13 protein-coding genes are annotated in these 16,110 nt (G+C 64.5%); 10 read left to right on the top strand and 3 right to left on the bottom strand.

Going from position 1 to position 16,110, the window contains the following annotated elements; genetic code table 11:
* Positions 1-28: 28 nt before the first annotated feature.
* Positions 29-1,657 carry an inorganic phosphate transporter gene (locus tag AB7245_RS14500; protein WP_028146969.1) on the top strand — a complete coding sequence of 543 codons (1,629 nt, stop codon included), beginning with the start codon at positions 29-31 and terminating at the stop codon, positions 1,655-1,657.
* 76 nt (positions 1,658-1,733) lie between these two features.
* Here AB7245_RS14500 and AB7245_RS14495 read toward each other — a convergent pair whose 3' ends face one another.
* Entirely contained in the window at positions 1,734-2,906 is a 1,173-nt protein-coding gene (locus AB7245_RS14495) for a M20 aminoacylase family protein (protein ID WP_085403878.1), read from the bottom strand.
* A 211-nt stretch (positions 2,907-3,117) separates the two neighbouring features.
* Between AB7245_RS14495 and AB7245_RS14490 the strand changes: the two genes are divergently transcribed.
* The 6 genes from AB7245_RS14490 to AB7245_RS14465 all read left to right on the top strand — a co-directional run bounded on the left by AB7245_RS14490 (position 3,118) and on the right by AB7245_RS14465 (position 8,653).
* Entirely contained in the window at positions 3,118-4,737 is a 1,620-nt protein-coding gene (locus tag AB7245_RS14490) for a GMC family oxidoreductase (RefSeq protein ID WP_085403879.1), read from the top strand.
* A 12-nt stretch (positions 4,738-4,749) separates the two neighbouring features.
* On the top strand, positions 4,750-5,631 hold the full coding sequence (locus tag AB7245_RS14485) for an alpha/beta fold hydrolase (RefSeq protein WP_085403880.1): 882 nt from the start codon (positions 4,750-4,752) through the stop codon (positions 5,629-5,631).
* Positions 5,632-5,893: 262 nt separating this feature from the next.
* The gene (locus AB7245_RS14480) at positions 5,894-6,835 is read left to right on the top strand and encodes a metallophosphoesterase family protein (RefSeq protein ID WP_085403881.1); all 942 of its coding nucleotides are present in this window, start codon (positions 5,894-5,896) and stop codon (positions 6,833-6,835) included.
* 39 nt (positions 6,836-6,874) lie between these two features.
* The gene (locus AB7245_RS14475; protein ID WP_028146964.1) at positions 6,875-7,198 is read left to right on the top strand and encodes a cupredoxin domain-containing protein; all 324 of its coding nucleotides are present in this window, start codon (positions 6,875-6,877) and stop codon (positions 7,196-7,198) included.
* Positions 7,199-7,340: 142 nt separating this feature from the next.
* Entirely contained in the window at positions 7,341-7,889 is a 549-nt protein-coding gene (locus AB7245_RS14470) for a sigma-70 family RNA polymerase sigma factor (RefSeq protein ID WP_028146963.1), read from the top strand.
* Positions 7,886-8,653 carry an anti-sigma factor family protein gene (locus tag AB7245_RS14465; RefSeq protein WP_085403883.1) on the top strand — a complete coding sequence of 256 codons (768 nt, stop codon included), beginning with the start codon at positions 7,886-7,888 and terminating at the stop codon, positions 8,651-8,653. Before AB7245_RS14470 ends, AB7245_RS14465 begins: the two co-directional genes overlap by 4 nt.
* A 95-nt stretch (positions 8,654-8,748) precedes the next feature.
* On the opposite strand, the gene hpnO is transcribed toward AB7245_RS14465, so the two are convergent.
* Complete coding sequence (hpnO, locus tag AB7245_RS14460) at positions 8,749-10,140, bottom strand: aminobacteriohopanetriol synthase HpnO (protein WP_028146959.1); 1,392 nt, start codon at positions 10,138-10,140, stop codon at positions 8,749-8,751.
* A 141-nt stretch (positions 10,141-10,281) separates the two neighbouring features.
* On the opposite strand from hpnO, the gene AB7245_RS14455 reads away from it, so the two are divergent.
* On the top strand, positions 10,282-10,959 hold the full coding sequence (locus AB7245_RS14455; RefSeq protein ID WP_085403884.1) for a DUF2147 domain-containing protein: 678 nt from the start codon (positions 10,282-10,284) through the stop codon (positions 10,957-10,959).
* Here AB7245_RS14455 and AB7245_RS14450 read toward each other — a convergent pair.
* On the bottom strand, positions 10,927-13,515 hold the full coding sequence (locus tag AB7245_RS14450) for an MMPL family transporter (RefSeq protein ID WP_085403885.1): 2,589 nt from the start codon (positions 13,513-13,515) through the stop codon (positions 10,927-10,929). The two genes, AB7245_RS14455 and AB7245_RS14450, sit on opposite strands and share 33 nt — an antisense overlap.
* A 462-nt stretch (positions 13,516-13,977) precedes the next feature.
* On the opposite strand from AB7245_RS14450, the gene ispH reads away from it, so the two are divergent.
* Both ispH and hpnH read left to right on the top strand, forming a co-directional pair.
* Positions 13,978-14,904, top strand: coding sequence for a 4-hydroxy-3-methylbut-2-enyl diphosphate reductase (gene ispH, locus AB7245_RS14445; RefSeq protein WP_063984631.1), 927 nt, complete (start codon positions 13,978-13,980; stop codon positions 14,902-14,904).
* Between the two features lie 35 nt (positions 14,905-14,939).
* Complete coding sequence (hpnH, locus tag AB7245_RS14440) at positions 14,940-16,100, top strand: adenosyl-hopene transferase HpnH (RefSeq protein WP_063984632.1); 1,161 nt, start codon at positions 14,940-14,942, stop codon at positions 16,098-16,100.
* Positions 16,101-16,110 lie beyond the last annotated feature (10 nt).

Here is a 16,110-nt window from a genome sequence, read left to right as displayed (position 1 = left end):
CTTCAAATTAGTTAAGGGGCGTCCAAAAATGACAGACGTTGCATTCGACCGTGCGGTAGGCGATCCGACGCCCGTCCAGCCGGCTTCCAGGCCAAATCTCGACAAGGGTTTTAACCCGCTCACGATGATCCTGTTCTTCGGCATCCTTGCCGCAGGCCTGCTGTTCGTTGCCTACAGCATCTATGTCGACGTCAACGCGACCGGCACGAAGGTGACGACCTTCCTGCCCTACATCCTCTTGTTCGTCGCGCTGCTGATCGCGCTCGGCTTCGAATTCGTCAACGGCTTCCACGACACCGCCAACGCGGTGGCGACCGTGATCTACACCCATTCGCTGCCGGCTGAATTCGCGGTGATGTGGTCGGGCTTCTTCAACTTCCTCGGCGTGCTGCTGTCCTCCGGCGCGGTCGCGTTCGGCATCGTCTCGCTGCTGCCGGTCGAGCTGATCCTCCAGGTCGGCTCCAGCGCCGGCTTCGCCATGGTGTTCGCACTCTTGATCGCCGCGATCATCTGGAACCTCGGTACCTGGTATTTCGGCCTGCCCGCCTCCTCCTCGCACACGCTGATCGGCTCGATCATCGGCGTCGGCATCGCCAATGCCGTCATGCGCGGCCGCGACGGCACCTCGGGCGTCGACTGGAGCAAGGCCACCGAGATCGGCTACGCGCTGCTGCTGTCGCCGCTGTTCGGTTTCATCTGCGCCGCCGTGCTGCTGCTGCTGCTCAAGTTCATCGTGCGCAACCCTGCGCTCTATGCCGCGCCCGAAGGCAACAAGGCGCCGCCGCTCTGGATCCGCGGCCTGCTGATCGCAACCTGCACCGGCGTCAGCTTCGCCCACGGCTCGAACGACGGCCAGAAGGGCATGGGCCTGATCATGCTGATCCTGATCGGCACCGTGCCGACCGCTTACGCGCTCAACCGCGCGCTGCCGGAGAGCCAGGTCGCCCAGTTCCAGAAGGTCTCGGAGGCCGCCTCCAAGGTGATCGCGGCCAAGGGCGCCGGTCACTCGATCATCGGCGATCCTCGTCCTGCGGTGACGCAGTACATCACCTCGCACCACATCAGCGAAGGCACCTACCCCTCGCTGTCGGTGCTGGTGAAGGATGTCGGCGACCAGGTCGCGAAGTACGGCTCGCTCAACAAGGTACCGGCGGAAGTGGTCGGCAACACCCGTAACGACATGTACCTGACCTCGGAAGCGATCCGCTTCCTGATGAAGGACAAGGAAAACGACCTCAACAAGGAAGAGGTCGCGACCTTGAACGCCTACAAGGGCGGCCTCGATAGCGCCACGAAGTTCATCCCGACCTGGGTGAAGGTCGCCGTCGCCATCGCGCTCGGCCTCGGCACCATGGTCGGCTGGAAGCGCATCGTCGTCACCGTCGGTGAGAAGATCGGCAAGACCCATCTCACCTACGCACAGGGCGCCTCCGCCGAGCTGGTCGCCGCCGCCACGATCGGCGCCGCCGACGTGTTCGGCCTGCCGGTCTCGACCACCCACGTGCTGTCGTCGGGTGTCGCCGGCACCATGGCCGCGAACGGCTCGGGCCTGCAGATGGCGACCATCCGCAACCTGCTGATGGCCTGGGTGCTGACGCTGCCCTGCGCGATCGCGCTGTCGGCCACGCTGTATGTGATCTTCTCGCGGATCTTCTGAAGCCGATCACGCGCCTCAAAGACAAAGGGCCCGTGCGATGCACGGGCCCTTTTCGTTTGTGGTTCGGGGGGCGGCGTTAAGACGCCGCGAGCGATTCCTCGACCAGCTTGACCCAATAGGACGTGCCGAACACGATCGCCTCGTCGTTGAAATTGTAGGCTGGGTGATGCAGGCCGGCGCTGTCGCCGTTGCCGCAGAAGATGAACGCGCCGGGCCGCGCTTCCAGCATGTAGGCGAAATCCTCGCCGCCCATCAGCGGCGGCATCTCGTGCACATTGGCCTCGCCGGCAACGTTCCTGGCGATGCGCCGCGCCACCTCGGTCTCCGCAGCGTGGTTGTTCACGACAGGGTAGTTGCGCTTGTAGTGCAGGTCGATCTTGGCGCCGGTGATCTGCGCCACGCCCGCCACCACCTCGTGCACGCGCTTCTCGACCAGCTTGCGCACCTCCGGCGACAACGTGCGGATGGTGCCCCTCAGCGTTGCGGTCTGCGGAATGACGTTGCGGGCGTTGCCGGCGTGAAATTCGCAGATCGAGATCACGGCCGATTCCAGGGGATCGACGCTGCGGGCGACGATTGACTGCAGCGCGGTGATCACCTGCGCGCCGACCAGCACGGAATCGACGCATTTGTGCGGACGCGCGGCGTGGCCGCCGAGGCCCTCGATCATGATGTCGACCTCGTCGGTCGCCGCCATGATCGGGCCCGGCCGGATTGCGAACGAGCCGATCGGAATGCCCGGGCCGTTGTGCATGCCGTAGACCTGCTCGATGCCGAAACGCTCCATCAGGCCGTCCTTGACCATGGCCGCGCCGCCGGCGCCGCCTTCCTCGGCAGGCTGGAAGATTACGACAGCATCGCCGGCGAAGTTGCGGGTCTCGGCAAGGTAGCGGGCCGCACCGAGCAGCATCGCGGTGTGGCCGTCATGGCCACAGGCGTGCATCTTGCCCGGAGTCTTGGAGGCGTAAGGCAGGTTGGTCTGCTCGTCGACGGGCAGCGCGTCCATGTCGGCACGCATGCCGATCACCTTGAGCCCATCGCCGGCCGGCTTGCTGCCCTTGATCACGCCGACCACGCCGGTCTGCCCGAGGCCGGTCACGACCTCGTCGCAGCCGAACTCGCGCAGCCGGTCCGCAACGAATGCTGCGGTGCGGTGAACGTCGTACAGCAGCTCCGGATGCTGGTGGATGTCCCGGCGCCATGCCTGAATATCGGGTTGGAGGTCGGCGACTCGGTTCACGATGGGCATGGAGGGTCTCAAGCCTTGTTGGGAATACAGGACTGTCTACCATGCAAGCACCAGTCCACCTAACTCCCGTGGATCGAGGGTCCCCTGTGCTCTCGTCATGGCCGGGCCTGTCACCAGCTTGTCTTGGCCATCCACGTCTGACTATTAGGACGGAAAGCGCGTGGATGCCCGGGACGAGCCTGGGCATGACGCCTGTTTGGGTGGAAGCAGAATGCCGAGGCGGCTCGAAGGTGAGTTTGACTACATTGTCGTCGGGGCCGGCACGGCCGGCTGCATCATCGCCAACCGCCTCTCGGCCGTATCAGGGAATCGCGTCCTCATTCTCGAAGCCGGCGGCGACGACAACTGGATCTGGTTCCACATTCCGGTCGGCTATCTCTTCGCGATCGGCAATCCGCGTTCGGACTGGATGTTCAAGACCGAGGCCGAGCCCGGTCTCAATGGCCGCTCGCTGGCCTATCCCCGCGGCAAGGTGATCGGCGGCTCTTCGGCGATCAACGCCATGATCTCGATGCGCGGACAGGCCGCTGATTACGACCACTGGCGCCAGCTCGGCATGACCGGCTGGGGTTATGACGACGTGCTGCCGCTGTTCAAGAAACTCGAAGATCACTTCCTCGGCGCGAGCGAGCATCACGGCGCCGGCGGCGGCTGGCGCATCGAGGCGCCGCGGCTGTCATGGGCCGTTCTCGACGCCGTGGGCGACGCCGCCGAGGAGATGGGCATCAAGCGCATTCCGGATTTCAACACCGGCGACAACGAAGGCACCAGCTATTTCCACGTCAACCAGAAGCGCGGTCGGCGCTGGTCGTCCGCGCGCGGCTTCCTCAAGCCCGCACTGAACCGCCAAAATCTGCGGCTCGAGAAGAACGTGCTGGTCGATCGTCTCATCATCGAGCAGGGCCGCGCCGTCGGCGTACGCTTCATCCAGAATGGCGAGGTCATCGAGGCGCGCGCGAAGCGCGAGGTGATCCTCTCGGCAGGCTCCATCGGCTCAGTGCAGGTGCTGCATCGCTCCGGCATCGGTCCCGCCGACTGGCTGTCGCCGCTCGGCATCGACATCGTGATGGACAAGCCCGGCGTCGGCCGCAACCTTCAGGACCATCTCCAGCAGCGCGCGATCTACAAGGTCGAGGGTGTGCGCACGCTGAACGAGACCTACTACAATCTGTTCCGCCGTGGCCTGATGGGGCTCGACTACGCCTTCCGCCGCCGCGGACCGCTGACCATGGCGCCGTCGCAGCTCGGCATCTTCACCCGCTCCGACGCGACGCGCGCCCGCGCCAACATCCAGTTCCACGTGCAGCCGCTGTCGCTCGACAAGTTCGGCGATCCCCTGCACTGCTTCCCCGCGATCACCGTGAGCGCCTGCAATCTGCAGCCGACCTCGCGCGGCACGGTGCGGCTGCGCTCGGCGAGCTTGGACGAGAAGCCGATCATCGCGCCGAACTATCTGTCGACCGACGACGACCGCCAGGTCGGCGCCGACGCCATCCGGACCACGCGGCGACTGATGCGGCAGAAGGCGCTCGCGAAATATCGCCCGAGCGAATATCTGCCCGGTCCCACCGTCGGCGACGACGATGCCTCGCTCGCCAAGGCCGCCGGCGACATCGGCACCACCATCTTCCATCCCGTCGGCACCGCAAAGATGGGCGCGGCGAATGATCCGATGGCGGTGGTGGACGAGCGGCTGCGTTTCTACGGCCTGAGCGGCCTGCGCATTATCGACGCGTCGATCATGCCGACGATAACGTCAGGCAATACCAATACGCCGACAGCGATGATCGCCGAGAAGGGCGCGACGATGATTTTGGAGGACGCGAAGTAGCGTCCCGTCCCCATGATCAATCCACATCGCTTCTCCATTGGCCCCACTGACGCGCAGATCGCGATGCTGCAATGGGGCGAGAGCGGGAGGCCGCCCGCGCTGCTCGTGCACGGCACCGGTTTCGTCGCCGACGTCTGGGATGAGGTCGCGCGCGAGCTTGCATCGACCTGCACCGTTTACGCGCTCGACCGCCGCGGCCACGGCGCGAGCCACAAGCCCGATGCCTATCATTTCCTTGATTATGCCGAGGATGTCTGCCGGGTGATCGATGCGCTCGATCTGCGCGACGTCTACGGCATCGGCCACAGCGCCGGCGCGACCGATCTCCTGCTCGCGACGAAACTTCGGCCAGGACGCTTCACGCGCCTGTTCGTGATGGAGCCGACCGTGATGGACCCGCGCGCGGCGCGGCCCGGAGGCTTGAGCGAAGACTCGCTCACCCGCGTCCAGGGCACGCTGCGCCGGCGGGCCGAATTCGACAGTGCCGACACCGTGTTCGAGCGCTACCGCACAGCGCCGGCGTTTGCCGATTGGACCGAACCATCGCTGCGGGCCTATGTGCGCCACGGCTTCGTGCCGCTGGAGAATGGCCGGGTTCGGCTTTGCTGCACGCCCGAGATCGAATTCGCAATCCTGCGTCCGATCTACGAGGCGATGGAGCAGGTCTATGTCGGCGATGCCCGCGGCAATCCGTTTGTCTCGCTCACCGAGATCGACTGCCCGGTGCGCGTCACCACCGCCGCGAAGTCGGGGCCGATCTACAAGGAGATGGCGCGACGCGCCGTGTCGCTGATTCCGCGCGTCAGCACACTGGTCTTCGAGGGCGCCGGGCACTGCGTGGCGCAGGAAGTGCCGGAACGCGTGGTGGAGGCCGTGCGGGAATTCGCGAAATAAGTCTCGCGCCCCGGACGCGCTGCAGCGTGCAACGCTGCTGCGCAGAGCCCGGCCCAGACAATCCGAGCCGCGCGGGTCCCGGCTCTGCGGCGCACCGCCATAACGCGTCGAAGACGCGCGTGAACCCGCTCTTGGGCGCTGCACCGCGTCCGGGACACGAGACCCTACCACCTCACGAAAACGTCATCGCATCCGGGAATAAGTCTCCTCCGCCCCCAATCACCTCCCCGAAGCCCAATTCCGGGCGAAGTGGAGACGTGCGATGAGCGGACACGATCACGGGGACGGCGTCAGCCGCCGCAAGGTGCTGGAATGCATGACCTGGGCCGGCACCGGGGTGCTATGGACCATCACGGGCGGCGTGCCGCGCTCGCTCGGCATCATCGATTCCGCGCAGGCCGCCACGGCAGCCGCGCCCGGCATGACCTTCCTCCAGATCAGCGACAGCCATGTCGGCTTCGACAAGCCGGCAAACCCCAACGCGCTCGGCACGCTGGAGGAGGCCATCAACAAGATCAACGCAATGCCGGCAAAACCCTCCTTCATGATCCACACCGGCGACATCACGCACCTGTCGAAGGCCGCCGAGTTCGACAATGCCGACCGCATCATCTCGCAGAGCAAGCTCGACGTGCACTACGTGCCTGGCGAGCATGACTTTCTCGACGAGGAGGTGAAATTCTATCGCGAGCGTTACGGCCGCGGCACCAAGGGTGCAGGCTGGTATTCGTTCGACGCCGGCGGCGTACACTTCATCGGCCTCGTCAACGTCGTCGACCTCAAGGGCGGCGGTCTCGGCAATCTCGGCGCCGAGCAACTCGCCTGGCTCGAGGACGATCTGCGCGGCAAGTCGAAATCGACACCGATCGTGCTGTTCGCGCATATCCCGCTCTGGACGGTCTATCCCGAATGGGGCTGGGGCACCGAGGACGGCGGTCGCGCGCTCGAATACGTCAAGGGCTTCGGCTCCGTCACCGTGCTGAACGGACATATCCATCAGGTGATGCAGAAGGTCGAGGGCAACGTCACTTTCCACACCGCGCGCTCGACTGCGTTCCCGCAGCCCGCGCCGGGGACCGCGCCCTCGCCCGGACCGATGAAGGTCGAGGACGCAAAGCTGCGCGGCATGCTCGGCGTCGCCAGCATCAACTTCAAGCAGAACGAGCAGCGGCTCGCGATCATCGACACGCCGCTGCAGGGTTGATCCAAGATTGAACGGAAAAAGGCTGAACGGAAGCTGACAATGAAAACACTCAATCGCCGCGACTTCGGTGTCGCCGTGGTCGCGGCCATCCTGTTGCCCGCAACGACGGCCCGTGCCGACGACATGGAAGTGCATATCGACAATTTCGTTTTCCAGCCGGCCGAGTTGAAGATCAAGCTCGGCACCACCGTGACCTGGACCAACCGGGACGACATCCCGCACACCGTGGTGTCGGCCGGCAAGTTCAGGTCCAAGGCCCTGGACACCGACGACAAGTTCTCGTTCACCTTCACCAATGCGGGCGACTACAAATATTTTTGTTCGTTGCACCCGCACATGACGGGGATGATCAAGGTTGAGTAACGTCTCAAACCAAGGCATCAACGTCTTGCCCGGCCGGTGGTCCCACGCCGGCCGGGCTCGTGTGCCTTCCGTCACACACGGAGACGAAACAAACAGGGACGAAACAACGCGACGCGCAGAACAAGAGGCAAAGCGAGGAGCGATGCCCGCCAACGACGATTTGCAGAAGGCGCAGCGCTTCCGTGAAGCCGCGCTGCCCTATCTCGACGACGTCTACACGCTCGCGCGCTATCTGCTGCGCGATGCCTCCGACGCCGAGGATGCGGTGCAGGAGTGCTATTTGCGCGCGTTGAAGCATTTTGACAGCTATCGCGGGCCGGCGATGAAGCCCTGGCTGTTCGCGATCCTGCGCAACGTCTGCAACGCAGAATACGCGCGGCGCGCGCACAGGCCCAGCGCGATCGAGGATACGCCCGGCGCCGCCGAGCAGACGCCGATCTGGCAGGAGAGCGAGGCGAGCCCCGAGACCGAGGTGCTGCGCAGCCGCGATGCCGGCGCCATCCGCAAGTTGATCGACGCGCTCGCCGAACCGTTCAAGGAAACATTCGTGCTGCGGGAGATCAACAACCTGTCCTATCGTGAAATCGCCGAGGCCGTCGGCGCCCCCGTCGGCACCGTGATGTCCCGCCTCGCCCGCGCCCGCGCCATGCTGCGCGCGGCCTGGACGGCGGAAGAGGAGCACTCGAGATGACCTGCGACGAAGCAAAAATCCTGCTTCACGCGCTGCTCGACAACGAGCTCGATGCCGGCCACGCGCGCGAGGTCGAAGCCCACATTGCCAGTTGCCCGGACTGCGCCGCGGAGTTTGCCGCACAACGCGAGATGCAGCGCGTGCTCGCCGACACCGATTTGCGCTATGCCGCGCCGGCTAGCCTGCGCGCCCGGATCGAAGCCGCGCTGCCGCAGCCGCAGCGCCGGCAACCGACCCGCCGCTCCGTGCTGCGCGGCTTTGCGATGGGCTCGGCCGTCTCCGCGCTCGCCGCCTCCGGCGTCGTCGCCGTGGTGCTGCGCCAGGACGACCAGCAGCGCATCCTGTCGGAGGTCGTCTCCGCGCATCTGCGCTCGCTTCAGGCCGGCCATCTCATCGACGTGGTCTCCACCGACCAGCACACCGTGAAGCCGTGGTTCAACGGCAAGCTCGACGTCGCCCCGCCCGTGATCGATCTCACCGCGCAAGGCTTCACGCTGGTCGGCGGCCGGCTCGACTATATCGACGCCCGCGCCATCGGCGCCGTCGTTTACAAGCGCCGGCAGCACGTGATCAATTTGTTCGTATCGCAGACATCGAACGCGGAATATCGCGCGCCGAAGACCGAGACCATGCAGGGCTTCAACTGCCGCCGCTGGGGCAATCGCGGCCTGAACTTCTGGGCCGTCAGCGATATCGGCGCCGACGAGCTCGCCGAATTCGTCGACAAGTTCGAGGCGGCGATGAAGGCGAATGTGGAGGGGTAGCTGGCGGAGCGAAGCAATCCAGCCCGCATCCGCAGAGGGATACTGGATTGCTTCGCTTCGCTCGCAATGACGACCGCTGAGATAGATCGGCGAATTTACGCCGACCGCCGCACCGCGTTGTCCACCAGCGTCTTGCCGAGCGACCAGATCGCGCCGGGGACCTTGTGGCTGCCGGCGATGACGTCGTCGAAGGCGCGCTCGATCCAGCCGCAATCTTCCTCGGTGATGGTGAGCGGCGGCAGCAGCTTGATGGTGTGGCTGCCGTGACCGGCGACTTGCGTGAGGATCTTGTGGTCCTTGAACAGCGGCACGGTGATGAGCTGGCAGAACAGGCCCTTGTTGGCAGCTTCCAGCACGTTCCAGGACGCCCGCAGCCGCAGCGACTTCGGCGGGCCGAACTCGACGCCGATCATCAGGCCCTTGCCGCGCACTTCCTTCATCAGCTCGTAGCCTGGCACCATGCGCGTCAGCGCGAGGCGCAGCTCGGCGCCGCGCTTGGCGGCGGACTCGATCAGCTTCTCGGACTCCATGACGTCGAGCGTCGCGATGCCCGCGGCCATCGCCAGATCGTTCTTGGAGAAGGTGGAGCCGTGCACCACGGCGCGGTCCATCTGGTTGAAGATCTTGTCGAAGATGCTCTTGCGCGTCAGCACGGCGCCGACCGGCACGTGGCCGCCGGACAGCGACTTCGACAGCAGCACCATGTCGGGCTCGACGTTCCAGTGCTCGACCGCCAGGAAGCGGCCGGTGCGGCCCATGCCGGTCTGGATCTCGTCGGCGACGAACAGCGTGCCGTATTTCTTGCAGAGCGCGGCAGCGCCCGGCAGGAACTCGTCGGTGGGCATGTTGACGCCCTTGCCCTGGATCGGCTCGACGACGAAGGCCGCAACCTCGCGCGAGGCCAGCGCCTTTTCGAGCGCGGCGAGGTCGTTGAACGGAATCGAGGTGCAGCCGGGCAGCAGCGGCTCGAAGCCGGTACGGAAGTTCGAATCACCCGTTAGCGACAGCGCGCCGTAGGTCAGGCCATGATAGCCGTGGGCGCAATAGACGATGCCGGGACGGCCGGTGGCGCCGCGGGCGAATTTGATCGCGGCTTCGACGCATTCGGCGCCGGAATTGGCGAAGAACGCCTTGTCGAGATAGGGGACGTATTTCAGCAGCCGCTCGGCGAGCACGCCGGCAAGCACCGAGACGTCGAACTGGACCAGATTGGGCAGGTCGGCATCGAGCACGCTCTTGAGCGCCTCGCGCATGACAGGGTGATTGCGCCCGATCGCGAACACGCCAAAGCCGGACAACAGGTCGAGATAGCGCGCCCCCTCGCGATCGTAGAGGTACTGCCCCTGCCCCTTCTGGAAGCCGACATCGTAGCCGATGGTCTTGAGAACCCGAACGAACTGCTCGTTCAGATACCGATTATGCAGGGTGCTGCGCTGGGCCTGACGGTCCGCGAATAGCTGAGACATGTCTGGATTTGGGCTGTGCATCCGCTACATACTTCGCTTGAGGGCCGGCTCGTCAACTGAAAAGGGACCGTTACCGAAAACGGTCTGTGCGGCCTTTTGCCCTTTTTCGGACCATCTTCGCAAGCACAGCTTTAAACCATGTTGCACTGCCAAGGAACTATCATGCGTTTAGCCCTTTACACCGGACTAATACTGGCTGGTGGTTACACCTGCCTGACACCCGCGCTCGCCGCCGATCCCACCGGCGACTGGCGGGTCGCCGACGCCGTCGCCAACATTCGTGTCGCCCAATGCAATGGCAGCATGTGGGGCGCGGTTTCCTGGGAAAAACAGCCCGGCGGCCGCGATGAATACAATCCGGATCCGTCGAAAAAGACCAGGCCGACGCTGGGCATGGCGACCCTGATCGACATGAAGAAGAAGCCCGGCGTCGATCAGTGGGAAGGGCAGGTCTACAACGCCAAGGACGGCCAGCTCTACAGCGCAACCATCACGACCGTCGGCACCGACCAGCTCGAAATCAAGGGCTGCGTGATGGGCTTCCTCTGCGGCGGCGAGACCTGGACCCGCGTCGCCCCGCCGATTCCTTTGAGCACCGCCAACGCCATGGCCAAGGGCGCACCGAAGCCCACCGGCGCGGCGCCGAAAGCCCAAGGCAACAACGGCGGCACCACAGGCGGCCCGACAACAGGCGGCACGACCGGCGCCAGCGCCACAGCGCCGGCCCCTGCCCCCGCAGCCCAGAAGACCGCTACCACCGCCAAGCCCGGTCAGAAGAACGCCGCCGACCCGGTCGGCGACATCTGCCTACTCCCTGAGATTGCGGGGTTTGCCCATTAGGGCCGGCTGGAACAGCAGCACTGCGGCAAGCGTCGTCACCAGCGAGAGTGCGAGTAGCTTGCCCATGCTGGACGTTCCGGGGTGGCTCGACAGCCACAGGCTACCGAACGCGGTCGCCGTCGTCAGCGCGCTGAAAAAGATCGCGCGTGTCAGGCTGGTCTGGAGCAGGTTTGTCCTGCCCGAGCGCCAGGCCACGACATAATAGATCTTGAAGGCGACGCCGACGCCGAGCAGCAGCGGGAACGCGACGATGTTGGCGAAGTTGAGCGGCAGCCCGATCAACACGCAGATTTCGAGCGTCACCGCGCCGGCGACCAGCAGCGGCACCAGCGTCATCAGCACGTCGACGAACCGCCGCAGCGTGATCCAAAGCAACAGGCCGATCACCAGCAGCGCGTAGATGCCGGCGTGGATGAACGCCTTCACCACGGTGTCACCGGATTTCAGGATCGAGACCGGCCCGCCGATCGCGGTCGGCTCGGCCGCGAGCACCGCCGCCGCAAATTTGCGCAGCGTGTCGTTGTCGTTGGGATCGCCCTTCGGCTGCGCCTCGACGCGGATGATCCCGTCCTTGCTCTTCCAGGCGCTGACGAGCTCGGGGGGCAGTGAGGCCAGGGTGACCGGCCCGGCCTGCATCGCGTTCCTGAGCTGGCCGAACGCGATCTTCAGCGGCGTGACGAACACGTCCTGCGCCGTGTTCCGCGTGGCCTCGTCGCCATTGGCGAGCTTTTCGAGCGCGTCCGCCAGCCGGCGCGAGGCGACGGCGCCCGGGCCCTTCGTGTCACCGGCGGTCCGGCGCAGATTGTCGACCGAGGATTTCAACGCCTCGACGTTTTCCTTGTCCGTTGGCGCAGCGTCGACCTGGTCAGGATTGAGCGCGGGGTTGAGCACCTTGGCGCCCTGCGCGAGCAGCTTCAGCTTTGGCGCCTGGTCGGTCGGCACGAAGCTGTCGAGCGACATCACGCGCAGCACCTCCGGCACCTTCTCCAGCTTCGCCTCGACCTGCCTCGCCTGCTCCTCGGACGTGGTCATCACGTTGATGGCATTGGCGCCGGTGTTCGGATCCTTGCGCAAATCGAGGAAGGTCGCGATCGACTCGGCCTTCGGGTTGCGCAGGTTCATCGGGTTGAAGTCGAACTTCAGGAAGTAGAGCAGCGGCAGGCCGGCGAGCGCCAGCAGCAACGTGCCGCCCACGACCAGCACACGGTGCTTCTCCAGAAAGTAATCGAGCGGCGCCAGGAAGGCATAACCGACGGGCTCCTGCTCACCGGGCGGGTTCAACAGCTTCAGCATTGCGGGCAGTACGGTGATGCTGGAGAGGAACGCCACCAGCATGCCGACGCCGGCGATCTGGCCGAGCTCGGAGATGCCCTTGTAATCGGTGGGCAGGAAACAGAGGAAGCCGGCGGCGGTCGCCATTGCCGCCAGCGACAGCGGCACCGCGGAGCGCTTGGCGGCAAGCACCAGCGCGCCGGAGAGATCGTTGTGCTTGTAGCGCTCCGAGCGGTAGCGGACGCTGTACTGGATACCAAAATCGACGCCCAGTCCCACGAACAGCACGGCGAACGCGATCGACAGCAAATTGAACGAGCCGACCATCATCAGGCCGGCAGCGGTCGTCAGCGCAAGGCCGACGAAGAGATTGACGAACACCGCGAAAATGATCTTCGACGAGTGCAGCGCCATCCACAGGATGAGCAGCACGACCAGCACAGTCCCGACGCCGTTGACGACGGCGCCCTCCTGGACGGTGGCGTATTCCTCGTTGGCGATCGGGACGGGACCGGTCAGTCGCACTCGTGCCTGGTACTTGTTCGCAAAATCCAGATCAACTGCCGCCTTGCGGATCGCGTCGGTGGCGCCCTTGCCGGGCTCCAGCGCGTTGTAGTCCAGGATCGGCTTGAACTCGATGAAGGCGCGCTTATCGGAATCCGTCAGCGGCTCGTCGCTGACGAGCTCACGCCAGGAGAAGCTCGCTTTGCCCTTGTTGAGCACGGTCTCGACGGTCTGCGCGATCTGATTGAAGGGCCGCGCGGTATTGTCGAGCTTGACCTGGCCGCGCTTGACGCCGGCAAGTCCCGTCTCCAGCGCGCCGGTCAGGCCGCGGATCGAGGGATCACCGGCCATGATCTCGACCAGGGGCGCTGCGGATTCGAACTGGCTGGTGATCTTGCCGACCTCTTCGGTCGGCAGGAACAGCAAGCCGTTCTTCTCAAAGAACTCGCCGGTGCCGAGCTGCTGCATCGACTGGAAGTCGGTCTTGTTGTCCTTCAGCTTGGCGAAGAGCGCATCCGCCGCCGCGGTCGCCATCTCCGGCGTCCTGGCCTCGACGACCGCGAGAATCGTCGCGTCGCGGTCGAAGGCACGGTCGAATTGCTGGTCGCGCTGGCGCCAGTCCAAATTCTGGGCAATCAGCGAATTGATGTCGGTGTTGATGGCGAAATGCTTAGACGTGTAATAGCCCGCCCCGACCGAAAGCAGGAGCCCGAGAACGACGACGAGGGAGGCAAACCGGGTGCAGGCCCTGACGATGGCAACGACTACGCTTTGCAGCATCTTTTCTTTCTGCGGTTAACAGCTTGCCGGAAACGCCCGCTGTTTATCGGAGTTCCCCGGCGAAACCTATTGCTGTTTTGAGTGGTTCTCGCCGCACGAAGGTTCGAGGTAAACGGCGACAGACCTAGGCAAAATCATGCGGGGCGGTCGGTATAGCCGGTGACTTGAGGCGGGAAAGTGGCGAAGCGGTGAGCACAAATGTCGCCATTTTGCTCAGAGCGCATGCCCTATTATAATACCGCGGATGCGCACGGTAACGGAACCAGGGTTTCATCCGGTCTTTCCTTTTTGCCGATTTTTTGACACAAAGTGCTGTGCCTCCATGCGCCGGGGCCCAGATAGGGTGGGCGGTTACCGCGTGCGCGAAACCAATGGTGCGGTTATTGCAACTCATTGGACAGTATCGAAGTGCCGCCGGGGACTTGAGAAGCGGATTGGTGCAAATTGCGTGATGGGCGTCCTATGGAAGTTTATCTAGCGCAGCCGCGCGGCTTTTGCGCGGGCGTGGTGCGTGCGATCGAGATCGTGGAACGGGCGCTGGAGAAGTACGGCCCGCCCGTCTACGTGCGCCACGAGATCGTGCACAACAAGTACGTGGTCGAGAGCCTGAAGAACAAGGGCGCGATCTTCGTCGAGGAACTGTCCGAGGTTCCGCCGAAAGCCGTGACCGTTTTCAGTGCCCATGGCGTCGCCCGCAGCGTCGAGGAAGAGGCTGCCGCGCGCGACCTTCCGGTGCTCAATGCCACCTGCCCCCTGGTCACGAAAGTTCACAATCAGGGGAAACGCTACATCTCCAGGGGCCGCACCCTGATCCTGATCGGCCATGCCGGCCACCCCGAGGTCGAGGGCACGATGGGCCAGGTTCCCGCCCCGGTGCTGCTTGTCCAAAGCGTTGAAGAGGTTAAGGCCTTGACGCTGCAGGCGGATACGCCAGTGGCCTACATCACCCAGACCACCCTGTCGGTCGACGACACCAAGGACATTATTGCGGCCCTCCAGGCCCGCTTTACAGATATTCAAGGCCCGGATATCCGGGATATCTGCTATGCGACACAGAACCGCCAATCTGCGGTAAGGGACTTGAGCAAGCTGGTCGACGTGATCTTGGTGGTGGGCGCTGCCAATAGCTCGAACTCGAACCGGCTCCGCGAAATCGGCACTGAGGCCGGCGTCGCGAGTTATTTGATTGCCGACGGCAGCGCGCTCAATCCGGAGTGGTTGAAAGATGCCAAGACCGTCGGCGTCACGGCCGGCGCTTCGGCGCCTGAGGTACTCGTGGATGACGTGATCGAAGCGATGCGGCGGATCGGACCAGTCAAGGTCTCGGTGCTGCCGGGCCGCGAGGAAAACATCGAATTCCGGCTTCCGGCCGAACTGGCTGCGAGCTGACCCACCCGAAGTCCTAGCCCAGAAAGAAACTTGTAATGGCTATCCCCTTCTTCAAGGAAATGCGTATCGGCGGCTATTTGCTCAAGCAGAAACTGCTTGGCCGCAAGCGCTATCCGCTCGTGCTGATGCTGGAGCCGCTGTTCCGCTGCAACCTCGCCTGCGTCGGCTGCGGCAAGATCGATTATCCGGATGCGATCCTCAACCGCCGCATGACCGCCCAGGAGTGCTGGGACGCGGCCGACGAGTGCGGCGCGCCGATGGTCGCCATTCCCGGCGGCGAGCCGCTGATCCACAAGGAGATCGGCGAGATCGTGCGCGGCCTGGTCGAACGCAAGAAGTTCGTCTCGCTCTGCACCAACGCGCTGCTGCTCGAGAAGAAGCTCGACCTGTTCACGCCCTCCCCGTACCTGTTCTTCTCGGTGCATCTCGACGGCCTGAAGGACCATCACGACAAGGCTGTGTCGCAGAAGGGCGTGTTCGACCGCGCCGTCTCCGCGATCAAGGCGGCCAAGGCGCGCGGCTTCACCGTCAACGTCAACGCCACCATCTTCGACGGCCATCCGGCCGAGGAGATCGCGAAATTCCTCGACCTCACCGTCGAGCTCGGTGTCGGCGTCTCGATGTCGCCGGGCTATGCGTATGAGCGTGCGCCGGACCAGGAGCACTTCCTCAACCGCACCAAGACCAAGAAGCTGTTCCGCGACGTCTTCGCGATGGGCAAGGGCAAGAAGTGGAACTTCATGCATTCCGGCCTGTTCCTGGACTTCCTCGCCGGCAACCAGGAATACGAGTGCACGCCGTGGGGCATGCCCGCGCGCAACATCTTCGGCTGGCAGAAGCCCTGCTATCTGCTCGGTGAAGGCTATGCCAAGACCTTCAAGGAGCTGATGGACACCACCGATTGGGAAACCTACGGCACCGGCAAGTACGAGAAGTGCGCCGACTGTATGGCCCATTGCGGCTACGAGCCGACGGCTGCGACCGCTGCCATCAGCCACCCGCTGAAGGCGATGTGGGTGTCGCTGCGCGGCATCAGGACCACGGGCCCGATGGCGCCCGAGATCGACATGACCAAGCAGCGTCCGGCGCAGTACATCTTCTCGGCGGAAGTGCAGAAGCGCCTGTCGGAGATCCGCAAGGACGAGGCGGCCGCGGCGCAGGAGAAGGCGGCGCGGAAGGCGTCGACCGCCGCGTAAGCACGCAAGT

The organism is Bradyrhizobium sp. 604_D8_N2_3 (assembly GCF_051810765.1).
In the GTDB taxonomy this organism is placed as follows: domain Bacteria; phylum Pseudomonadota; class Alphaproteobacteria; order Rhizobiales; family Xanthobacteraceae; genus Bradyrhizobium; species Bradyrhizobium barranii.
This window is presented reverse-complemented; position numbering and strand designations above follow the sequence as displayed.